This window comes from Pseudomonas anuradhapurensis, from assembly GCF_014269225.2.
GTDB lineage: Bacteria > Pseudomonadota > Gammaproteobacteria > Pseudomonadales > Pseudomonadaceae > Aquipseudomonas > Aquipseudomonas anuradhapurensis.
This window is the reverse complement of sequence record NZ_CP077097.1, coordinates 97,278-119,451: the sequence shown is the minus strand read 5'-3', so window position 1 is coordinate 119,451 and position 22,174 is coordinate 97,278. Positions and strand designations below refer to the sequence as shown.

Below are 22,174 nucleotides of genomic sequence, written 5' to 3'. Positions count from 1 at the left end.
AACAATCCATGTACCGTGATCGTATCCGCTTGTCCTCCCTGCATAGCAAGGTAATGAGTGCGGCTGATGCCGCTGGTCTGATCGAGGACGGCATGACCGTCGGCATGAGCGGTTTCACCCGCGCCGGCGAAGCCAAGGCCGTGCCGCATGCCCTGGCCGAGCGAGCCAAGCAGTCGCCACTGAAAATCAGCCTGATGACCGGCGCCAGCCTGGGCAACGACCTGGACAAGCAACTGACCGAGGCCGGCGTGCTGGCTCGTCGCATGCCGTTCCAGGTCGACAGCACACTGCGCAAGGCCATCAACGACGGCAAGGTGATGTTCATCGACCAGCACCTGTCGGAAACCGTCGAACAACTGCGCAACCAGCAGTTGAAGCTGCCGGACATCGCGGTCATCGAAGCCGTGGCCATCACCGAGCAAGGCCATATCGTGCCAACCACCTCGGTGGGCAACTCGGCCAGCTTCGCGATCTTCGCCAAGCAGGTGATTGTCGAGATCAACCTCTCGCACAATACCAACCTCGAAGGCCTGCACGACATTTATATCCCCACCTATCGCCCGACCCGCACGCCTATCCCGCTGGTCAAGGTAGACGACCGAATCGGCAGCACCGCGATCCCGATCGACCCGGCCAAGATCGTCGGTATCGTCATCAGCGACCAGCCGGACTCGCCATCCACCGTACTGCCGCCGGATGACGAAACCCAGGGCATCGCCGACCACCTGATCAACTTCTTCAAGAAAGAAGTGGAAGCTGGCCGCATGACCAACAAGCTCGGCCCGCTGCAGGCCGGTATCGGCAGCATCGCCAACGCGGTGATGTGCGGCCTGATCGAGTCACCGTTCGAAGACCTGACCATGTACTCCGAAGTACTGCAGGACTCCACCTTCGACCTGATCGATGCTGGCAAGCTGAGCTTCGCCTCGGGCAGCTCGATCACCTTGTCCACCCGCCGCAACGCCGACGTGTTCGGTAACCTGGAGCGCTACAAGGACAAGCTGGTGCTGCGCCCGCAGGAAATCTCCAACCACCCGGAAGTGGTCCGGCGCCTGGGCATCATTGGTATCAACACCGCGCTGGAGTTCGATATCTACGGCAACGTCAACTCCACCCACGTGTGCGGCACCAGGATGATGAACGGCATCGGTGGCTCGGGGGACTTCGCCCGTAACGCTCACCTGGCGGTATTCGTCACCAAGTCGATTGCCAAGGGTGGTGCGATCTCCAGCGTGGTACCGATGGTCAGCCACGTCGACCACACCGAGCACGACGTCGACATCCTGGTGACCGAGCAAGGCCTGGCCGACCTGCGTGGCCTGGCGCCGCGTGAGCGGGCAAGGGCGATCATCGACAACTGTGTGCACCCGGACTATCGCGCTGCGCTGAACGATTATTTCGAACGCGCCTGCCAGCGGGGCGGCCATACTCCGCATATCCTGCGTGAAGCGCTGAGCTGGCACGAAAACCTGGAAGAAACTGGGCGCATGCTGGCTGGCTGACCACACCGTTCCCGGAATGGCGGCCCTGCTTCCGCTGTTCCGGTCCCTGTATTTATAGGCGCGGCCTTGGGTCGCGATGTGCTGTGCAGCGGCCCTGCAATCTCAGCTATAACATCGTACCTTGGGGCCGCTTTGCGGCCCTATCGCGACACAAGGCCGCTCCTACAAGACCTGTGCTTTACAGTCCAATCATTTTAGATAACAAAAACTGTTCTACTGTGCTGGTATTTTTACCGCCGCAAGCCGGACCAAACACTCTCCATCTCTAAAAACGCACCATATGTGTGCGCACCAGTACAGTTACGCCAATTTCGAGTGCAACAGTAGGGTTACACAGTTAACTGAGCCATCGTCTTTCCACTGAACTGTATCTACTGTTATGGACAGCAGAGGAGGATCATTGGCATCAGTTAAATCACTACCTAATCCCGCCATAAGCGGAAGGATGAAACATCATGGAACGTACCCTCAGTTCCGGTCTGGTTTTTGAAAGCAACGCCCAGCAATCCAACGCTTCGCTGCCGCTGCGCGCCCTGTCCACCCTGCTGCTGTGGCAGCGCCGTATGGCCAGCCGCCGTCAACTGGCTCGCCTGGACGCCCGCCTGCTGGCCGATGCCGGTATCAGCGAGTCGCAGCGTTACGAAGAGCTGAGCAAGCCTTTCTGGCGCTAAGCTCCGGCTTGCCGGCTTCGGCCGGCACCGCGAATTCTCAAAACCCGTTGCAGGAGACTGCGACGGGTTTTTTGTTTGTAAGGCCCATGCTAGAGCCCTTGCAGGCAATACCAGTACAGTTTATTTAATTTTAAAATCAAACGGTACAATTCCAATCCCGCCTTTCATTAACATCTGGAAACACCGGCGCGTGATACGCTTGGCTTAACAGTCTGGTAGAACCCACTGTCAAAAGTACCGCGACGAGCTGTGCGAGCGTCCGATAAGCAGAACCACCCGACCCTAGTCCAGGAGTCCACCATCATGTCTCGTAAATACCTGATTGGCGCAGCCCTGATGCTGAGCCTGGCCGGCACCGCAAGCGCCACCAGCTTCGTTGTCACCACCGACGCCGTCGTTGGCGCGGTGGCTGCGTCCACCGATGCCACTTCCGACATTTCTTCCTCGTTCCGTGACGACAAGATTGTCCAGGCCGCCCGTGACGACGCCGCCAGCTTCGTTGGCAGCCAAGGCGATATCCGTGGTGCCAAGCTGGAGAGCGCGTTCCTGCACATCCGTTCGCAGATGCCAGCGCTGCAGGCCAGCGACGCGCAACTGGCCCAGGCCATCCTGGCGCTCTGACCCCGACTGATTCGTGCGGCTGTGCCGGTTTGCGCCGGCACGGCCGTACGCCGTTGCCCCCACGTTTCCAGCTGTCGTAAAGCCCATGCGTTATCTGTTGCCTCTGCTGTTTTCCGTTGTTGGCATGGCCAGTGCCCATGCCATGGACACCGCTACGCAAGGCCTGGTCATCACAGGCTATGTCACCAGCCAGGTCACCACTGCACCGTTCGACCGTAAACTGGTCCGCCAGGCCCGCGACGATGCGGCTGCCTTCGTTGCCAGCGACGGCCAGATCCGTGGCGTGCGGCTTGAGGCAGCACTGCAGGCGTTACGCCACAATTGCGCACGGCAGGCCGTCGGCGACCTGGAACTGGCGCAAGCAATTCTCGTCCAATAATTCATCTGGCTCCTTGTATTTTCGGAGATGTTCCATGCGTAAACCGCTGATTGCCGCTACCCTCGGCATGCTCCTGCTGGCCGACCTGGCCCAGGCCCAGACCCTGGTGGCCACCAGCAACATCATCGTGCGTGCCTTTGGCCGCTCGATCGATTTCACTTCTGACACCACCACCTCGATCCGCGACTCCAAAGTGGTGCGCGAAGCCCACGACGACGCTGCCAGCTTCGTCGCAAGCAACGGAGATATCCGCGGCGCCCAGCTCGAGGCAGCCTTCAATACCTTGCGCGAGCGCGTGCCGGAAGCACGCGGCGCCAGCGACCAGGTACTGGCTGAAGCCATCCTCGCGCTGTGAACCGCGTGCGCGCCTGGCTGCTCGGCTGCGCCCTGACGCTGCTCGGCACGCCCGCCCTGGCCGACCTGCAGCTCGAGCTGCAGGCGTCCGGCCTTGATTCGCAACAAACTCAAGCCACCCAGGCCCTGCTTGAAGAGGCCTTGGGCAAGCTGCCACCCCGTTTCAAGCAACAGCTGGACCGCCGTGTGCGGGTCAGCTGGAGCGACAACATGCCGGCCGACGCCTATGGCCAGGCATCGCTGGTTTCTACCCTGGAGCTTAACCGTCGCCTGCTGCCCAGCCTCGCTGATGGCAGTGCTGCCAGCGAACGTACCAACCGCCCACATGGCACGGTGCGTGAAGAACTGCTGGCCACCGTGCTGCATGAGCTCACCCATATCTACGACCGCGCCCGGCTGTGGCCTAGCGCCGAGAGCTCGCTGATCGCCCGCTGCAAGCGCCAGCAAGGCACGCTTGGCAAGATCGGCCTGCCCGAGGCATGCCGTGGCCAGGCAGAGCGTCGCTTTACCCTCAGCGACGACCCGCGCCTGCTCGATCTGGCCGGCTGGCAGCAATACGTGGGCCGACGCGGCGAGCGCGAACAGCACAATGGCCAGTTCGTGCGCAGCCCGGACAGTTATGAGCTGAGCAGCCCCAAGGAATACATCGCGGTCAACATGGAGTATTTCCTCCTCGACCCGAGCTACGGTTGCCGCCGCCCGGCACTGAACCAGTACCTGCGCGAGCACTTCGGCTGGGCACCGCAACAGGACGCCTGCGCCAAAGGCCTGCCATTCATCAACGCCGGCAGCGATTTCGCCCGCCAGCCGCTCGGCGAGATCGACCCTGAGCGGGTCTATGAAGTGGACTATCTGCTGGCCGAAGCCAACCAGAACCTGGTCAGCCGCTGGGGCCACAGCATGCTGCGCCTGGTCATCTGCAAGCCGGGCCGGCCACGCGGGCCGGACTGCCGCCTCGACCTCGACCAGAGCCTGGTGCTGTCGTACCGCGCCTTTGTCAATGATGTGCAGCTGTCGAGCTGGGACGGCCTGGTCGGCGCCTACCCGTCACGGCTGTTCGTGCTGCCGCTGGGCCAGGTGATCGACGAATATACCAAGACCGAACTGCGCAGCCTGGCCTCGGTGCCCTTGCGGCTCAGCCGCGACGAGATAGAGAACCTGGTACGCCAGGCCGCCGAAATGCACTGGAGTTACGACGGCAACTACTGGTTCCTGTCCAACAACTGCGCGGTGGAGTCGTTGAAACTGCTGCGCAGCGGCACTGCCAACCCACGCCTGAACGACCTCGACAGCATCATGCCCAACGGCTTGCTGGCGGTGCTCAAGGGCAGGGGGCTGGCTGATACCAGCGTGCTTGACGACCCGCGCGAAGCGCTGCGCCTCGGTTACCGCTTCGACTCCTACCGCGACCGCTATCAGGCCATGTTCGAGGTATTGAAGAAGCAGCTGCCGATCAAGCAGGACAAGGTCGAAGACTGGCTGGGGCTGGACGCCGAGCAACGGCGGGCCTGGTTCGCCAAGGCCGACCTGCGCACCAGTGCAGCCTTGCTGCTGCTTGAACAGGCCAGCTTGCGCCGGCAATTGTTGCTGGCCCAGGACGAGGTCAAACAGCGCTACCTGAATGCCGCCGCGCAGAATGACGGCAGCGTCAGCAAGGCCGACGCCACCCTCAGGCAGATGCTCGCCAACAGCGGCTTCCTCAGCCGCCCGGCAGAGTTGCTCGACACCAAGGGCTACGGGCTGCCGCAACCGCAGGAGCGCAAGCACCTGGAGCGCGTCAGCAGTGAGCGGCAGGCGCAGCTGTTGCGCTTGAGCACCAACCTGGACAAAGAGGTGAGGGCGCTGCTGGAGCCGTCGCGGGCCAGCGAAATTGCCGCCGTCGAGGCCAATGTAAAGCAGATCGGCGAGCATCTGCGGGCCTTGCACAAGGCCGCCGGTGGCCTGCAGTTGTGAGTATGGCTGTACCGGCCCTATCGCCAGCAAGCCGGCTCCCACTATCTACACAAGTCTGATGGTGGCGGGATACCTGTGGGAGCTGGCTTGCCGGCGATAGGGCCAACAGCACAATTTCTTACAGGTTTTCCTCGGCCTCCGAAGGCAGATTCTCATCCAGGTGAAGCCAAGGCAACCGGCTGCCCACCCAGATATGCCGCTTGGCCCTGACCCGTTCCGGGTGGTCCAGCGTCGCCACCGTCACATCCACCGTGCCCAGGCTATGCGTGGTCACCAACGCCACATGCGCCCCGCAATGCCCACAGAAGTACCGGCTGCAACTGGCTGGCGCGACATAGCAGTTCGGCTCGCCCGCCAACCAGCGGAACCCCGAACGGGGCAGGGTGAGCCAGGTCACCACCAGCCCTCCGCTGACCCGCCGGCAGATCGAACAATGGCAATGGGCAATATCCGTCAGATCGCCCTCCAACCGATAACGCAAGGCGCCACAATGGCAGCCGCCCTCGGTCATATCCTGCATCACCTACCTCTCGTCGCCTTTGCTTCGGCGAAAGCTGGCTGAAAGCTTGCCCTCATAGGATAGCCCCCACTACCGGCACAAGACCGGTCAGCCAGCGCACCCGGTAACCACCGCGCCCGGCCCAATCAACAACAACAATGGTGATTCTGATGTATTCCTGTGCCCCACGTTCCGTAGCCCCCCTCCGCATGCTCCCCGCGCAGCGCCAAACACGCTGATCCGCCCGAATCGACGTTCCTTTCGCCGCGCCACACCTGGAGTACTGCCATGCTGACCTTCCTCGGCTTTGCCATGGTCATCACCTTCATGTACCTGATCATGACCAAGCGCCTGTCGGCCTTGATCGCGCTGATCCTGGTACCGATCCTGTTCGCCCTGTTCGGCGGCTTTTCCGCCAAGATCGGCCCGATGATGCTCGAGGGCATCAGCAAGCTCGCGCCAACCGGAGTGATGCTGATGTTCGCCATCCTCTACTTCGCCCTGATGATCGACTCCGGCCTGTTCGACCCGGCCGTGCGCAAGATCCTCAAGCTGGTCAAGGGCGACCCGCTGAAAGTCTCCGTCGGCACCGCCGTGCTGGCCCTGGTGGTCTCGCTCGACGGTGACGGTGCCACTACCTACATGATCTGCTGTGCCGCCATGCTGCCCATGTACAGCCGCCTGGGCATGAGCCCGCGGATCATGGCCGGCCTGATCATTCTCGCTGGCGGGGTGATGAACATGACTCCGTGGGGTGGCCCGACTGCCCGCGCCGCCAGCGCCCTGCACGTGGACCCGTCGGAGATCTTCGTGCCGATGATCCCGGCCATGCTGTTCGGCGTACTGGCGATCCTGGCCATCGCCTACCTGTACGGCAAGCGCGAGCGTGCCCGCCTGGGCGAACTGCACCTGCCCACCGACGATATCGACCATAGCGAAATCACCGTTTCGCAGTTCCCGGATGCGCGTCGGCCGAAACTGCTGTACTTCAACGGGGCCCTGACCGCTGCGCTGATGGCGGCGCTGATCGCCGGGGTGCTGCCGCTGCCAGTGTTGTTCATGATCGCCTTCAGCATCGCCATGATCGTCAACTACCCCTGCCTGCAACAGCAGAAGGACCGCATTGCCGCTCACGCCGGCAGCGTGCTGGCGGTCACCGGGCTGATCTTCGCCGCCGGCATCTTCACCGGCATCCTGTCGGGTACCGGCATGGTCGACGCCATGTCCAAGAGCCTGCTGGCGGTCATCCCGGAAGCGCTCGGCCCGTACCTGGCGGTGATCACCGCGATTGTCAGCATGCCGTTCACCTTCTTCATGTCCAACGACGCGTTCTACTACGGCGTGCTCCCCGTGCTGGCCGAAGCCGCCAGCCACTACGGCATCAGCCCGGTGGAAATGGCCCGTGCCTCGATCGTCGGGCAGCCGGTACACCTGCTCAGCCCGCTGGTACCCTCCACCTATCTGCTGGTGGCCCTGGCCGGCATCGAGTTCGGCGATCATCAGCGCTTCACCTTGAAGTGGGCAGTGCTGGTGTGCCTGTGCATAATGCTCGCCGCGCTGCTGATGGGGATTTTCCCGCTGTTCAGTAGTCTTTAATAAACGCGAATCACCCTAACGCGACGTGCCCTGGTGTGGGCACGTCGCCTTTACCGCTCGAAGGAAAACACATGGAATGGCTGACCAGCCCGGAAATCTGGGTTGCCTTTTTCACCCTTACCGCGCTTGAGATCGTCCTCGGTATCGACAACATCATCATGATCTCGATCCTGGTCAGCCGCATGCCCAAGCACATGCAGCCGCGCACCCGGATCTTCGGCCTCGCCCTGGCCATGGTCACCCGCATCATGCTGTTGCTGTCGATCACCTGGGTCATGCGCCTTACCGCCGACCTGTTCGTGGTGTTCGACCAGGGTATTTCCGGGCGTGACCTGATTCTGTTCTTCGGTGGCCTGTTCCTGCTGTGGAAAAGCTCGCAAGAGATCTACCACGGCCTGGAAGGCGAGGATGAGAACGCTGAAGAGCCGAAAGGCGCGGGTGGCAAGTTCTTCTATACCATCATCCAGATCGCCATCATCGACATCGTGTTCTCGCTGGACTCGGTCATTACCGCAGTGGGCATGGTGTCCCACGTACCGGTGATGATCGCCGCCATCGTCGTCGCGGTGCTGGTGATGATGCTGTGCGCCGGCACCATCAGCGAGTTCATCGACAAGCACCCGTCGTTGAAGATGCTCGCACTGTCGTTCCTGATCGTGGTCGGTACCGTGCTGATCGCCGAATCTTTCGACGTGCACGTGCCGAAGGGCTACGTCTACTTTGCCATGGCATTTTCGCTGGCGGTGGAGGCCATCAACATTCGCATGCGCACCGCCCTGGCCCGCAAGGAAGGCAAAGAGCACGAACCGGTGAAACTGCGCAAGGACATTCCGGGTCAATAAGATCAGGAAGCGCAGTACAAAAAGGGCCCTTCGGGGCCCTTTTTTTCATGCCGGCAATCATTCATTTCCAGCGTGTTTCAAATAAATGGCAGCCATGCGAAGCTGGCAACAGCTACGCAAAACGACTAAAGCTTTGAGTGAGCACTGAAAATTCTTCAAACGCTCGCGCTTCATCTCTTGGCCCGCTGGGCCAATGTATCAGGGGGCCGTCGCCATGCTGACCCTGCTCAACCTGCTCTCGGCCGTGACACTTCTGGTCTGGGGCACCCACATCGTACGTACCGGCATCCTTCGGGTATTCGGCTCGAGCCTGCGGCGCATCATCGGCCACAACATGAACAAGCGGCCGCTGGCGTTCGTCGCCGGTATTCTGGTCACCGCCATGGTGCAAAGCAGTAACGCCACCGCCATGCTGGTCACCTCGTTCGTCGGCCAGGGCCTGATGGCCATGACCCCGGCCCTGGCGATCATGCTCGGAGCCGACGTGGGGACCGCGCTGATGGCCCGGGTGCTGACCCTGGACCTGTCGTGGCTATCGCCGCTGCTGATCTTCCTCGGCGTGATCTTCTTCCTCTCGCGCAAGCAGACGCGGGCCGGCCAGCTGGGCAGGGTAGGCATCGGGCTCGGCCTGATCATCCTGGCACTTGAGTTGATCGTGCAGGCCGCTACGCCGATTACCCACGCCCAGGGTGTGAAAGTGCTATTCGCCTCGCTGACCGGCGACATCATGCTGGATGCCCTGGTCGGTGCGCTGTTTGCCATGGTTTCCTATTCCAGCCTGGCCGCCGTGCTGCTCACGGCGACGCTGGCGGGCGCCGAAGTGATCAGCCTGCCGGTGGCCATCGGCCTGGTGGTCGGCGCCAACATCGGCAGCGGCCTGCTGGCCTTCATCAGCACCAGCATGCAGAACGCCGCCGGCCGTCGGGTGGCCCTGGGCAGCCTGTTGTACAAGCTGATTGGCCTGTTGCTGATCATCCCTGTGCTGCACCCGCTGGTGGCCTGGATGGACTCACTGAGCTTCAGCGCGCAGGAGCTGGTCATCGGCTTTCACCTGCTCTACAACACCCTGCGCTGCCTGATCATGCTGCCCACGGTGAAACCGATGGGCCGGTTGTGCAACACCTTGCTACCCGACCGGGAAAACGGCAATGGCCAGGTACGCCCGCGCCACCTCGATACTTCGGCACTGGAAACCCCCAGCCTGGCCCTGGCCAACGCTGCCCGCGAAACCCTGCGCCTCGGCGACATCGTCGACAGCCTGCTCGAAGCCATGCTCGGTGCCCTGCGCGGCACCCAGACAGCCTTGCCGCAGCAGGTTCGCGCCTTGGGCGAAGACGCCGACGCCTTGTACAACGCGATCAAGCTGTACCTGGCGCAAATGTCGCGTGAAGACCTCAGTGAGCAGGACAACCGTCGCTGGGCGGAAATCATCGAGCTGGCGATCAACCTCAAGCTGGCCTGTGACCTGATCGAACGCATGCTGCGCAAGGTCCAGCAACAAAAAACCAGCCAGCGCCGGGAATTCTCCCAGGTGGGCCTGGAAGAGCTGACCGGGCTGCAGGAACAGCTGCTGGCCAACCTGCGCCTTGGGCTGTCGGTATTCCTCAGTGCCGACTCGGAGAGCGCCCGCCTGCTGTTGCGCGAGAAGCGCCGATTCCGCGCCCAGGAACGGCGCCTGGCCCACGCCCACGTCAGCCGCTTGCAGCGCAAGGTGGTGCAAAGTATCGAGACCAGTTCGCTACACTTGGAGCTGATCGCCGACATGAAGCGGTTGAACTCTTTGTTCTGTAGCAGTGCCTATGTGGTACTGGGTGGCTCGGACACGGGCGGGCTGATGCTCGACAGCGTGCCGGACGAAGCCCGCCTGCCGTGATTTCCGCCTACCTGAGGACCCAAGCTCGCCCATGCGTTGCCTGATGTTCGTTTGCCTGCTGATCTGCAGCCTGCCCACATTCGCCCTCGACCGCTCGCGGGTTGAAGGCTACCTGTTGCCCAATGGCCTGCAGGTCATCCTGAAAAACGGCTACGAACGTGACCATGTGGCGATCCGCCTGGTAGTCGGCGTAGGCCTGGACGACTTCAATTGCGAGCAGAAGGAGCTGCCACACCTGCTTGAGCACTTGCTGTTCAGCGGCATCGATGAAAGCGGCGAAGGTGGCCTGGAAGAGCGCCTGCAGGCGCTGGGTGGCGAATGGAACGCCTATACCAGCAGCGCCGACACCACGTTCGTCATCGAAGCGCCAGCGCGTAACCAGCGCAAGGTCCTCGACCTGCTGCTGGCAGTTATCCGCGACACCCAGATCGATGCCAAAACGCTGGCCACCGCCAAGCGCATCATCGAGCGCGAGGATGGCGGCCACTATGGCCACCTGCAGCGCTGGCTCGACCGCCAGGACATCGGCCACCCCGCCAGCGACCAGCTGGCCACCGAACTGGGCCTGAAGTGCCCGGAGCGCTCCAACCTCGACGACATGACCTTGGAGCAGGTGCAAACCTTGCGTGACCACTGGTACGCGGCCAACAACATGACCCTGATCATGGTCGGCGGCCTCGACCGCCTGCTGCCGGCCTACCTGGAACGTACCTTCGGCGAACTGCCTGCCAGCGAGCCGGAAGAGCGCCGTACCCTGGAAAGCATCAGCCAGCAGGCCGAGCAGCGCCGCGACCTGACCCGTGGCTGGCTGGGTGACAACGTCAAGCTGCACTGGCTGTTCGTCGAGCCAGTGCTGGACAACGACCACCAGGCCACCCTTGACCTGCTGTCGCATTACCTGGAATGGGCGCTGTATGACCAGCTGCGCCTGCGCAACGGGCTGTCCTACGGCCCTTCGGCGCAACGTGAAAGCTTTGGCGACACCGGCCTGCTCAGCCTCAATGCCGACCTTGAACGCGAAGACATCGACCAGGCGGTCAAGGTGATGCAAGCGTTGTTCGACCACCTGCGCAAGGAAGGCCTCGACCCGGACACCTTTGCCCGCATCAAGGACGCCAGCGTTGCCAAGGAAAGCTGGAGCACCCAGGGTAACAGTGCCTTGGCCGACTATTACTGGGGTGCCCTGAACGACTACAACGACGGGCGCTTCACCGACCCTGCGCGCAAGCTGCGCCAGGTGAGCCTGGAGCAGGCCAATGAAGCGCTCAAGGCATTGCTCAAGAAGGATGGTTATGTGCGCGTCGAGAAGCCGTTGCTTGGCTATGATGACCTTTATGGCCTGGCGGCCTTGCTGTTGGGGCTGATCCTTGCGGCAGGGCTGTTGCGCTGGCGTCGGCATGGCCCGGAAAAACCGGGCGGCGCTACACGCTAGCGTGTAATCGGCGGTATCCTTTTGCCATTACCGGCCGCTTCGCGGGCACGCCCGACCCACAAGGAGCGCTTTATCGCTGAGCCTTGTGGGAGCGGGCATGCCCGCGAAGCGGCCGGCACAGCCACCTCATCTTCTCCGTTGTAGAGCCAATGCCCCACATACCCCGCATCGTCCAGCGCATCATCGATCTGCTCAAACGCTACCCCGGCATCATTGCGCTTGGCGGTTTCCTTTCAGGCATCGGCAGTTTCATCCTGGTTGACCGTCAGGCCAGCCTGGCCAGCTGGGTGGCCGTGCTGATGCTGGTCAGCTGGGTCTGGCTGATGCTGGAGAACACCCTCACCGGCCTGTTCGCGCGGATCTTCAACCGCGAAATTCCGCAACCGCTGTTGCGCTATGCAACGCAGATGATTCACCAGGAATCGCTGTTCTTCGTGCTGCCATTCTTCTTCGTCACCACCACCTGGAACAGCAGCCAACTGGTGTTCACCGGCCTGCTCGGCGCCGCCGGCCTGGTCTCGATCATCGACCCGCTCTACTACAAGTGGCTGGCACCACGGCGTTGGCTGTTCCTGGCGCTGCATACGCTGACCCTGTTCGCCGCATTGCTCACTGCGCTGCCGATCATCCTGCACCTGACCACCGCGCAAAGTTTCAAGCTGGCCCTGATCATCGCCATGGCACTGTCGTTCCCCAGCCTGGCCAGCAGCTTCCCGATCAACAACTGGCGGCGTGCCGTCGCCCTGGTGCTGGTTACCCTGTCGGTCGGCGGCGGCGGGTGGCTGCTGCGCTCATGGGTGCCACCGGCGACCCTGTGGATGACCGACGTCGCGGTCAGCACCGAGGTGCAGAACCGCCAACCAGGCGCTTCGCTGAAAGAAATCGCGGCCAGCCGCATCAGCAGCGACGGGCTGTATGCCTATACCGCGATCAATGCGCCACGCGGCCTGAACGAACGGATCTACCACGTCTGGCAAAAAGATGGCCAGGAGGTCGACCGCATTGCCCTGGACATCCATGGCGGCCGCAAGGAAGGCTACCGCGCCTGGACGCACAAACAGAACTTCCCGCCGAACCCGGAGGGCAAGTGGCAGGTAAGGGTACTGACCGAAGATGGGCAGGTGATTGGCGTACTGCGCTTCAAAGTGGTCGACGACACGCCAGCGCAATGATGAGGGAGAGACGTTGTGCCCCCCGTGCCCCACACAGCACATAATCACCAAACAGCCCCTGCCCGCTGCGCTATGATCAGGCCCTGAGCCTCACTGCCGAGTCAGGAGCATGGAGCCCGATGACCCCACCCAGCGCCACCCTGGACACCAGTAGCCAACCGGCTTGCCTGCGCATTACCGGCGACTGGACGCTGGCGCATTACGCCAGCCTCAAGCGTGACAGCGAGCATCTGCGCGCACAGTACGCCGCCGATACCGTTGCCGATCTCAGCCAACTGGGGCGCCTGGATACCGCCGGGGCCTCGCTGCTGGCCGAACTGCTCGGTGCCGAGCGCCTGTCGCACTGCACCGACCAACTGCCCGAAGCCAGCCGCGCACTGCTGAAGAACGTGTATTGCTCCGTGCAGGACTACTGCATTCCGGTCAAGGAGCCCGAGCGCAACGTGCTGCTGTTGCTGCTGGAACGCATCGGCTGCGCCGTCGGCACCTTGTGGCAAGACAGCCTGCAGTTGCTCGGCTTCGTTGGCGTGATTCTCGAAACCCTTATGCGCCGCGCCCTGCAACCGCATCGCTGGCGCTTTACCCCGGTCGTCGCGCACATCGAACAGACTGGCCTGGATGCCGCGCCCATCGTCGCCTTGCTGACCTTCCTGGTGGGCGCGGTGGTAGCCTTCCTCGGCGCCACGGTGCTGGCTGATTTCGGCGCGACCATCTTCACCGTCGACCTGGTGGCCTTCTCGTTCCTGCGCGAGTTCGCCGTGCTGCTGACCGCCATCCTCATGGCCGGCCGCACCGCCAGTGCGTTCACCGCACAGATCGGCTCGATGAAGGCCAACGAGGAGATCGACGCCATCCGCACCCTGGGCCTGAACCCCATGGAACTGCTGGTGGTGCCACGGGTACTGGCCTTGCTGATTTCGCTGCCCTTGCTCACCTTTGTCGCGATGATCTGCGGCATCGCCGGCGGCGCGGTGGTATGTGCGCTGTCGCTGGACATTTCACCAGCCATGTTCCTGTCGCTGCTGCAAAGCGACATCGGCGTACAACATTTCCTGGTGGGCCTGGCCAAGGCGCCGTTCTTCGCCTTCCTGATTGCCGCCATTGGCTGCCTGGAAGGCTTCAAGGTCAGCGGCAGCGCCGAATCGGTAGGGGCGCATACCACCTCGGCAGTGGTGCAGTCGATATTCGTGGTCATCGTGCTGGACGCGGTGGCCGCCCTGTTCTTCATGGAGATGGGCTGGTGAGTGGCCGGGAACGCGTGATCGAGGCGCGGGGCATCTGCAACCGCTTTGGCCGCCAGAGCGTGCATGAAAACCTCGACCTCGACCTGTACCGCGGCGAGATCCTCGCCGTGGTCGGTGGCTCAGGCAGCGGCAAATCGGTACTGCTGCGCAGTATCATCGGCCTGCGGCGGCCCAATGAGGGGCAGATCAAGGTGTTCGGCCAGGATCTGGCCGGCCTGCGCGAAGAGCAACGCTCACTGGTCGAGCGGCGCTTCGGCGTGCTGTTCCAGAAGGGCGCGTTGTTTTCCTCGCTGACGGTGACCGAGAACGTGGCCTTGCCGTTGATCGAGCATGCCGGGCTGTCCCGCGCCGATGCCGAGCATCTGGCCGGGGTGAAGCTGGCCCTGGCCGGCTTGCCGATCTCAGCCGCTGACAAGTACCCGGCCTCGCTGTCCGGCGGCATGATCAAGCGCGCGGCACTGGCCCGCGCCTTGGCGCTGGACCCTGACATCCTGTTCCTCGACGAGCCCACCGCCGGCCTGGACCCGATTGGCGCCGCCGCCTTCGACCAACTGATCCTGACCCTGCGTGACGCGCTGGGCCTGTCGGTATTCCTTATCACCCACGACCTCGACACCCTCTACACCATCACCGACCGCATCGCCGTGCTGTCGCAGAAGAAGGTCCTGGTCGCCGGCCCGCTGGCCGAGGTCGAACAGGCCAGCGACGCCTGGATTCAAGAATATTTTCATGGCCCACGCGGGCGCGCAGCCGAACAGGCCGCCGTCCGAGCCGGGCAGGAGCGCTGAGCAATGGAAACCCGAGCCCATCACGTCCTTATCGGCCTGGTCACCGTCCTGGTGGTGGCCGGCGCCATGCTGTTCGGCCTGTGGCTGACCAAATCCAGTGTCGACGACGCCTTCAAGGACTACGAGGTGGTGTTCAACGAAGCGGTCTCTGGCCTGTCGCGCGGCAGCCCGGTGCAGTACAACGGGATCAAGGTGGGTGACGTGTCGACCCTGCGCCTGGACCCGAAAGACCCCCGCCGGGTACTGGCACGGGTGCGCTTGAGCGCAGACACCCCAGTGAAGGAAGACACCCAGGCCAAGCTGACCCTGGCCGGCGTGACCGGCAACTCGTTCATCCAGCTCAGCGGCGGCACCCCGCAAAGCCCTGAACTGAAAGGCAAGGACGGCAAGCTACCAGTGATCATCGCTTCGCCCTCGCCGATCTCGCGGCTGCTCAATGACAGCAGCGACCTGGTGACCAACATCAACCTGCTGCTGCACAACGCCAACCAGATGTTCTCCGACGACAACATTGGCCACCTCAGCAACACCCTGGCCAACCTCGACAAGACCACTGGCGCCTTCGCCGGCCAGCACGGCAGCATCACCCAGGCCATCGAGCAACTGGTGGAGGTGGGCAAGCAAGCCAGCGCCACCCTGGCTGAAACCCAGGCGCTGATGCGTAATGCCAATGGCCTGCTGGGCAGCGAGGGCAAACAGGCGATCGGCAGCGCCGAGCAGGCCATGCAGTCGTTGGCCGAAAGCACCGCAACCATCAACCGCCTGCTCGAGGACAACCGCGAAGCGATCGGCGACGGCGCCCAGGGCCTGAACCAACTCAGCCCGGCGATTCGCGAACTGCGCGAAACGCTCAACGCACTCAAGGGTATTTCCCGGCAGCTGGAGGCCGACCCCAGCGGCTACCTGCTAGGCCGCGACAACAACAAGGAGTTCCAGCCATGAAACCGTCGCTGCGCCTGCTGGCCCTGGCGGCTGCGCTGAGCCTGGCCAGTGCCTGCTCGATCCTGCCGCAGAGCGAACCCGTCGACCTCTATCGCCTGCCGGTCAACCAACCCAGCCGTACAGTGCCAGCGCTGGACTGGTCACTGCGCCTGAACAAGCCGCTGGCCAGCGAGGTGCTGGCCGGTCCGCGGATTGCCGTGATTCCCCAGGGCAACGTGGTCAGCAGCTACAAGGGCGCACGCTGGAGCGACGCGGTGCCGGTGCTGCTGCGCAATCGCCTGCTGGACGGCTTTCAGCGTGACGGCCAGGTACGGCGGCTGAGCGCCGACGACAGCAATCTGCAGGCCGACTTCGAACTGGCCGGCGAGCTGCAGGCGTTCCAAAGCGAATACCGGGCGGACGGGGTGGTGGAAGTGGTGATTCGCTATGACGCACGGCTGGTACAGGGGCGCACTCAGCGCGTCCTCGCCAGCAAACGCTTCGAAATCCGCAAACCAATGGCCGAACGGCAGGTGTCAGCGGTAGTCGCAGGCTTTGGCCAGGCTTGTGACCAGCTGACTTCGCAGGTGGTGGGCTGGACCATTGCCCAGGCAGGTAGCGTTCCCGCGCCCTGAAAGCCTGTCCGCGTTGTGTAGGAGCGGCCTTGCGTCGCGATGACGCGCGCAGCGGCCCGGGCCAGCGTCAACGCAGAAATCGCCGGGGCCGCTTCGCGCCCCATCGCGACGCAAGGCCGCTCCTACAACAGCCCGTAGCGCAGATAACTCAGGCGAAGAACCAGTAGCAGACGAAGATCGCTGCTATGACACCGCACAATTCCGCCAGCAATGCGCAACCAACCGCATGGCGCACCCGCTGGATACCCACCGCACCGAAGTACACCGCCAGCACATAGAAGGTGGTTTCGGTGCTGCCCTGGATGGTCGCTGCCACCAGCGCCGGGAAGCTGTCGACGCCCTGGGTCTGCATGGTCTCGATCAGCATCGCCCGCGCGGCACTGCCAGAGAACGGCTTGACCAGCGCCGTGGGCAGGCCCTCGACGAAGCGGGTGTCCAGGCCCATCCAGGTCACCAGGTGGCGAATGCCGTCGAGGGCCATTTCCAGGGCGCCAGACGCGCGCAGCACGCCCACCGCCACCAACATCGCCACCAGATAAGGCAACAGGTCTTTGGCTACATCGAAACCTTCCTTGGCGCCTTCGATAAAGGCTTCATACACCTGCACCCGCCTCAGGGCACCAATCACCAGGAACAGGATGATCACGCCAAACAGGGTGAGATTGCCCAGGATCGACGACAGGCTGGCCAGCGCAGCCGCCGACAGGGTACCGAGGAACGCCATGAAGCCGCCCAGCAGCAAGGCACCGGGGATCAGGTAGGCGAGCACCACCGGATCCCACAGGCGCAAGCGCTGCATCACCGCCACCGACAGCAGGCCGACCATGGTCGAGACACTGGTGGCCAACAGGATGGGCAGGAATACCATGGTCGGGTCCGCTGCGCCCTGCTGCGCCCGGTACATGAAGATGGTCACCGGCAGCAAGGTCAGCGACGAGGCGTTGAGCACCAGGAACAGGATCTGCGCATTGCTCGCCGTGGTACTGCTGGGGTTCAGCTCCTGCAGCGCGCGCATGGCCTTCAGGCCGATCGGCGTGGCAGCATTGTCCAGGCCCAGGCCGTTGGCGGCAAAGTTCATGGTGATCAGGCCCAGGGCAGGGTGGCCGGGCGGGACCTCGGGCATCAGGCGGGCGAATAACGGGCCAAGCACCTTGGCCAGCCACTCGACGATGCCAGCCTTCTCGGCAATCTTGAGAAAGCCCAGCCAAAGGGTCAGGGTGCCGAACAACAGCACCATGACCTCGACCGACAGCTTGGCCATGGCAAAGATGCTCTCGACCATGGCCGCGAAGATACCGGCGTTGCCGCCAACCAGCCATTGCGCCAGGGCGGAGACTGCCGCCACCAGGAAAAAACCAAGCCAAAGGCCGTTGAGCATCCGTGTGATCCCCCTGAAAAATGCCCGAATGATAGCGTATCGCGGCCCCTGGCGGCCGCGCTTGCGTGTAGCAACAGCCTTGTCTCGCCAGAGGGTGCGCAGCGCCCCAGGGCTCAAGCTTCGCTGCTCAAAATTACCGGGGCCGCTCTGCGCCCCTTTCGCAACGCAAGGCCGCGCCTACCGCAAACACACCGGAAAACAAAAAGCCCCGACAAGTCGGGGCTCTTGGTCAAACGTAGGTGAGGCTCAGCGCTTGGCAGCTTCGCCAACCACCGCGGCTTCCTGTTTGTCGGCCATCAGCGAGGCGTAGTACTTGTCGCCCTTGGCAGCATCGTACATGCCTTCCCAACGAGCGATGACCAGGGCTGCCAGGGCGTTGCCCACCACGTTCAAGGCGGTACGGGCCATGTCCATGATGCGGTCGACACCGGCGATAAAGGCCAGGCCTTCCAGCGGAATGCCCACACTGCCCAGGGTAGCCAGCAGGACCACGAAGGACACGCCCGGTACGCCAGCGATACCTTTGGAAGTGACCATCAGGGTCAGGACCAGCAGCAGCTGCTGGCTCCACGACAGGTCGATACCGTACAGCTGGGCGATGAAGATGGCCGCGATGCTCTGGTACAGGGTCGAACCGTCGAGGTTGAAGGAGTAGCCGGTCGGTACCACGAACGAGCAGATCGATTTCGGCGCACCGTACTTCTCCATTTTCTCGATCACGCGCGGCAGCACGGTTTCCGAGCTGGAGGTGGAGTAGGCGAGGATCAGCTCATCTTTCATGATGCGCATGATCTTGATCACCGAGAAGCCGAACAGGCGGGCGACCAGGCCCAGCACCATGAAGGCGAAGAAGGCGATGGCGAAGTACACCAGCAGCACCAGCTTGGCCAGCGGCAGCAGCGAGCTGAAGCCGAAGTTGGCAACGGTCACGGCGATCAGGGCGAACACGCCGATCGGGGCGTAGTTCATGATCATGTGGGTGACCTTGAACATGGTCTCGGAAACCGCCTGGAAGGTACGTACCAGCGGGTCACGCAGCTCTGCCTGCAGGCTCGACAGGCCCAGGCCGAACATCACCGAGAAGAAGATGATCGGCAGCATTTCGCCACGCATCAGCGCTGCGAAGATGTTCGACGGGATCAGGTTGAGCAGGGTCTCGATGAAGGCATGCTCATGCTGCACTTCGGCTGCAGTAGCCTGGTACTTGGAGATGTCCACGGTACCCAGGGTGCTCATGTCGATACCGGCGCCAGGGTGGAACAGGTTTGCCAGGACCAGACCCACGACAATGGCGATGGTGGTCACCACTTCGAAGTAGATGATGGTCTTCAGGCCGATGCTGCCGAGTTTTTTCGCGTCGCCAACCCCGGCGATACCCACGATCAGCGACGAAATCACGATCGGGACGACGATCATCTTGATCAGGCGAATGAAGATGTCACCAGCGGGCTGGAGGACGTTGCTGATCCACCATGCCTTTTCTGCACTGAAATGATTCAGTAGCGCGCCGATTGCAACACCCAGGATCAGACCGATGACGATCTGCCAGGCGAGGCTCAGTTTTGCCTTCTTCATGTCTTTACCCTTTGTTCTAGTGGTCATGGGCACCCGGCGGAACGCTTGTAACAGAGCCATTGCCCTGTTGATGGGCAACGGATGGTGCGTCCGACGAGTTCATGTAAGGACACCGCAGGCGAACGACAGAACGCTCGGCCAGCGAAAAAGGCCGCAACTATTGCGATGGCAAAGGGGGAAATCTAATGCCGGAAGCGCATACCCCATGCCGTTCGTGCATAGGCTTTTTGACCCCCAGGATGAGTTCGCAAGTGCTTGATTTATAACGTTCGGAATCCCGAACAAGACCAAAACGCCAATTTTCGGCAGATTTGGCGGGGTGGAAAGAGCTAGGAGGATGGCTTGTTCGACTATCCGAATGGCGCAAATGCCGCTTGATTGACGAGTCGGCTGTGGAAAAAAAAATGATGTACGGTCGAAACAAAATGTGTCTCGGGAGGGAATTCGCGCAGGGAAAGAGGAGGTTGCCCTATGGCTCCTCGGAAGCCAGGTCTGGCCAGGTGCCCTTGTGGCACCGCCGACCTGATGCTTCCGATTCCGCCTTTCCTGACCCGGCCCAATGCTGGAGGCACTCCCTGTACCCCTAGGCCACTCCGATCCTGTAGCAATCAGAACGGCCCGGCCCCTTGGTCATGTGCTGCCCCTCCTCGGGGCGGCGCATCATAGAAGGCCGAACTATAGAAAGGTTCGGCTTCTATTACGTGACAGTGCGTGACTCTTCATATGTACCGCGCAGGCGCTCAGTACCAGTTCGGGTCACGCTTGAGTTGCTCTTGCAGCATCGCCTTCATGCCGTCATCCGGCTTACCCAACCAGCGATACTGGGCATGGCGGGTTGGCGATTTGTCCTTGGGCAAGCCTTCGGGTACCTCCACGAGCATCCCGTATGCATCGTCCTTGTCCCAGCTGAACGCCACGATCAGGCGCTTGTAGGTGCAGTTGTCCTGTCGTTCACACAACGGGCCAACCAGATACTTGTCGCCATCCTCGGTAACGGCCGACATCTGTTGCTGGGAACTGCCGGTCAGATTGACCACCCAATCGGGCAGGCGTTCCTCGCCTTCGATTGCGTCCTGCCAGGTTTCCCGATATTCCGGGTCCGAGCCGAGCAACTGGTCGACCCGGACCTGGCCGTCATTGGCCGCCATCGCCGCCGCACTGCCGCCCATCAACAGGGCGGCAGCCAGGGCTGTCCAACGCTTCCTGCCCATCTTCAACCTCGTCCACGTCCAAAGAAGAAGGAGGCTACGAACAGCACCAGGAAGACAATGAACAGAATCTTCGCGATACCTGTTGCAGCGCCTGCGATACCACCGAAGCCCAGTACCGCGGCGACAATGGCGATGATGAGGAAAGTGATAGCCCAGCTCAGCATGATGGTTCTCCTTTCTTTATCGAAATCGGTCTGGCCGTCGGGTCAGAAGACCCAGCGATCCTGCGGCACGACAGTTTCCACAGTGGCCGGTGAAGCCGTGGCCTGGCCGGCTGAAATCGGGCCGGTGGCCTTGACCAGGGTGTTGGCATGAGTCGCCTGGATCTGGGTCAACAGGGCGGTCTGCGCCGCCACTTGCTCGGCCAGGCGCGCGGTCTGCCAGCTGTAGTAGAACAGGCCAGCGGCCAAGGTCAGCAGCAGCGCCATGGCGAGTGAAAGCATCTGGCGCAGGGGCAGTGCGGCGTCTTGCGAGCGGTTGACGGGTTGACGGTTCATGCCGGCTCCTCCTGCTGTAATTTTTGTTCAAACCTGAACAGGTAATTGCAGCCAGCATGCCAGCCTAGGAATCTCAGCAAAATCCTTTTAAATCAATGAGTTATGAGTAATCGCCAACCCAGCGAAGCTCGTATCCTGCACGATGCCCGCCTGGCCGTCGTGCGAATTGCACGATCGCTCAGCCCTCGACCTTGGTCGCCACCTTGAGCAGGTCGGCATCGACGCCCCGCACACCGACGATCTGCCGGGCGATTTCGACGGCAATGGTTTTCTGTTCGCTGCTGACCACTTCGCCTGACAACCGAACCAGGCCTTCTTCACTGGCCACTTTCAGGTTCAGGCCGTCAAGGTTGCGACTGAAGCGGTAGCTGTTCTGGATTTTATCGATGATCCAGCTGTCGCTCGGTTGCGGCCCGGTCGGTACGCCCGCCGGGGCTTCCCTGCCCTTGGCCATGGCAGCCGAATCAAGACTGACCAGGTTGTTCACCAGCTGCACGCCATCGGTGGTACGCGCCACCACGCCTGCGAGTTCCTTGGCCTCGGCACTGTCGACCTTGCCGCGCAGGGTCACCACGCCCTCGCTGCTTTGTACATCTATAGGGGCGTTCTCGGTGGTGCGGCTCCACAGCAGCCGGGCGCGGATAACGGCCGCCAGGGTGGCGTCTTCCAGACGCTGGGCGTAGGCACGCAATTCCAGCGGGCGCTCCACCAGCTGGGCGTTGACCCGCAGCTGGTTGTCCACCCTGTCGATGCCGCGGGTGGCCAGGGCTACCTGCTCGGCCAACTGGCGCTCGACGTCGTTCTCCACTTCACCGGAAAGCCGCGCCTGCTTGCCGTTTACTTCGACGTCGATCCGGAACAGGTCGAGCATGCGGTTGAGCGACAGGGCTGTTTGCAGCGCACCTTCAAGGCGCGCGTCCTGTACCGGGTCGGCGAATGCCGGGGTGAACACCGGCAGCAAGGCGGCTGCCAACACGGCGGTACGCAGGTGAAAGCTCATGGCAATGCCTCCTTCTGTAGGCAAATACTGA

At 62.4% G+C, this 22,174-nt stretch carries 22 protein-coding genes; 15 read left to right on the top strand and 7 right to left on the bottom strand.

The genetic code is table 11. The features are described from left to right. The first annotated feature begins 8 nt into the window (after positions 1 to 8). From HU763_RS00580 to HU763_RS00555, 6 genes are all read left to right on the top strand, one after another. Positions 9 to 1,502 carry an acetyl-CoA hydrolase/transferase family protein gene (locus HU763_RS00580; protein WP_170027714.1) on the top strand — a complete coding sequence of 498 codons (1,494 nt, stop codon included), beginning with the start codon at positions 9 to 11 and terminating at the stop codon, positions 1,500 to 1,502. Between the two features lie 455 nt (positions 1,503 to 1,957). Further along, positions 1,958 to 2,173 (top strand): DUF1127 domain-containing protein, encoded by a 216-nt coding sequence (locus HU763_RS00575; protein ID WP_003256968.1) that lies wholly within the window; start codon positions 1,958 to 1,960, stop codon positions 2,171 to 2,173. 303 nt (positions 2,174 to 2,476) lie between these two features. Then, positions 2,477 to 2,794 carry a DUF2388 domain-containing protein gene (locus tag HU763_RS00570; RefSeq protein ID WP_170027713.1) on the top strand — a complete coding sequence of 106 codons (318 nt, stop codon included), beginning with the start codon at positions 2,477 to 2,479 and terminating at the stop codon, positions 2,792 to 2,794. 85 nt (positions 2,795 to 2,879) lie between these two features. Beyond that, positions 2,880 to 3,173 carry a DUF2388 domain-containing protein gene (locus HU763_RS00565; RefSeq protein WP_186690195.1) on the top strand — a complete coding sequence of 98 codons (294 nt, stop codon included), beginning with the start codon at positions 2,880 to 2,882 and terminating at the stop codon, positions 3,171 to 3,173. A gap of 34 nt (positions 3,174 to 3,207) precedes the next feature. Then, positions 3,208 to 3,528, top strand: a complete 321-nt coding sequence (locus HU763_RS00560; protein ID WP_012316830.1) for a DUF2388 domain-containing protein — start codon at positions 3,208 to 3,210, stop codon at positions 3,526 to 3,528. Further along, positions 3,525 to 5,480 carry a DUF7844 domain-containing protein gene (locus HU763_RS00555; RefSeq protein WP_186690197.1) on the top strand — a complete coding sequence of 652 codons (1,956 nt, stop codon included), beginning with the start codon at positions 3,525 to 3,527 and terminating at the stop codon, positions 5,478 to 5,480. Before HU763_RS00560 ends, HU763_RS00555 begins: the two co-directional genes overlap by 4 nt. 118 nt (positions 5,481 to 5,598) lie before the next feature. Here HU763_RS00555 and HU763_RS00550 read toward each other — a convergent pair whose 3' ends face one another. After that, positions 5,599 to 6,000: a GFA family protein gene (locus HU763_RS00550; protein WP_170027710.1), complete on the bottom strand. Its 402-nt coding sequence runs from the start codon at positions 5,998 to 6,000 to the stop codon at positions 5,599 to 5,601. A gap of 267 nt (positions 6,001 to 6,267) precedes the next feature. Here HU763_RS00550 and HU763_RS00545 point away from each other — a divergent pair, with 267 nt between their 5' ends. The 9 genes from HU763_RS00545 (at position 6,268) to HU763_RS00505 (ending at position 16,482) form a co-directional block, all read left to right on the top strand. After that, entirely contained in the window at positions 6,268 to 7,575 is a 1,308-nt protein-coding gene (locus HU763_RS00545) for a CitMHS family transporter (RefSeq protein WP_170027709.1), read from the top strand. 71 nt (positions 7,576 to 7,646) lie between these two features. Beyond that, entirely contained in the window at positions 7,647 to 8,417 is a 771-nt protein-coding gene (locus HU763_RS00540) for a TerC family protein (RefSeq protein ID WP_170027708.1), read from the top strand. Between the two features lie 214 nt (positions 8,418 to 8,631). Then, positions 8,632 to 10,290 carry a Na/Pi cotransporter family protein gene (locus HU763_RS00535; RefSeq protein ID WP_186690199.1) on the top strand — a complete coding sequence of 553 codons (1,659 nt, stop codon included), beginning with the start codon at positions 8,632 to 8,634 and terminating at the stop codon, positions 10,288 to 10,290. A gap of 31 nt (positions 10,291 to 10,321) precedes the next feature. After that, complete coding sequence (locus tag HU763_RS00530; RefSeq protein ID WP_186690201.1) at positions 10,322 to 11,722, top strand: M16 family metallopeptidase; 1,401 nt, start codon at positions 10,322 to 10,324, stop codon at positions 11,720 to 11,722. A 149-nt stretch (positions 11,723 to 11,871) separates the two neighbouring features. Further along, complete coding sequence (locus HU763_RS00525; protein WP_186690203.1) at positions 11,872 to 12,894, top strand: DUF5924 family protein; 1,023 nt, start codon at positions 11,872 to 11,874, stop codon at positions 12,892 to 12,894. Between the two features lie 119 nt (positions 12,895 to 13,013). Next, positions 13,014 to 14,138, top strand: coding sequence for an ABC transporter permease (locus HU763_RS00520; protein WP_186690205.1), 1,125 nt, complete (start codon positions 13,014 to 13,016; stop codon positions 14,136 to 14,138). Beyond that, the gene (locus HU763_RS00515; RefSeq protein WP_186690207.1) at positions 14,135 to 14,926 is read left to right on the top strand and encodes an ABC transporter ATP-binding protein; all 792 of its coding nucleotides are present in this window, start codon (positions 14,135 to 14,137) and stop codon (positions 14,924 to 14,926) included. The genes HU763_RS00520 and HU763_RS00515 overlap by 4 nt, the downstream gene beginning before the upstream one ends. Before the next feature lie 3 nt (positions 14,927 to 14,929). Further along, the gene (locus tag HU763_RS00510) at positions 14,930 to 15,868 is read left to right on the top strand and encodes an MlaD family protein (protein WP_170027702.1); all 939 of its coding nucleotides are present in this window, start codon (positions 14,930 to 14,932) and stop codon (positions 15,866 to 15,868) included. After that, complete coding sequence (locus tag HU763_RS00505) at positions 15,865 to 16,482, top strand: ABC-type transport auxiliary lipoprotein family protein (RefSeq protein WP_186690209.1); 618 nt, start codon at positions 15,865 to 15,867, stop codon at positions 16,480 to 16,482. The genes HU763_RS00510 and HU763_RS00505 overlap by 4 nt, the downstream gene beginning before the upstream one ends. Before the next feature lie 148 nt (positions 16,483 to 16,630). Here the strand turns inward: HU763_RS00505 and HU763_RS00500 are convergent, their stop codons facing one another. The 6 genes from HU763_RS00500 to HU763_RS00475 form a co-directional block, all read right to left on the bottom strand. Next, positions 16,631 to 17,860 carry a nucleoside recognition domain-containing protein gene (locus HU763_RS00500; RefSeq protein WP_186690211.1) on the bottom strand — a complete coding sequence of 410 codons (1,230 nt, stop codon included), beginning with the start codon at positions 17,858 to 17,860 and terminating at the stop codon, positions 16,631 to 16,633. 246 nt (positions 17,861 to 18,106) lie between these two features. Further along, the gene (gene gltP, locus HU763_RS00495; RefSeq protein WP_186690213.1) at positions 18,107 to 19,435 is read right to left on the bottom strand and encodes a glutamate/aspartate:proton symporter GltP; all 1,329 of its coding nucleotides are present in this window, start codon (positions 19,433 to 19,435) and stop codon (positions 18,107 to 18,109) included. 740 nt (positions 19,436 to 20,175) lie between these two features. After that, entirely contained in the window at positions 20,176 to 20,646 is a 471-nt protein-coding gene (locus HU763_RS00490; RefSeq protein ID WP_170027698.1) for an inhibitor of vertebrate lysozyme family protein, read from the bottom strand. Positions 20,647 to 20,648: 2 nt separating this feature from the next. Continuing rightward, positions 20,649 to 20,810: a DUF1328 domain-containing protein gene (locus HU763_RS00485; RefSeq protein ID WP_003252966.1), complete on the bottom strand. Its 162-nt coding sequence runs from the start codon at positions 20,808 to 20,810 to the stop codon at positions 20,649 to 20,651. A gap of 42 nt (positions 20,811 to 20,852) precedes the next feature. Then, complete coding sequence (locus HU763_RS00480) at positions 20,853 to 21,143, bottom strand: hypothetical protein (RefSeq protein WP_170027697.1); 291 nt, start codon at positions 21,141 to 21,143, stop codon at positions 20,853 to 20,855. A gap of 178 nt (positions 21,144 to 21,321) precedes the next feature. After that, positions 21,322 to 22,143: a BON domain-containing protein gene (locus tag HU763_RS00475; protein WP_186690215.1), complete on the bottom strand. Its 822-nt coding sequence runs from the start codon at positions 22,141 to 22,143 to the stop codon at positions 21,322 to 21,324. Between the last annotated feature and the right edge of the window lie 31 nt (positions 22,144 to 22,174).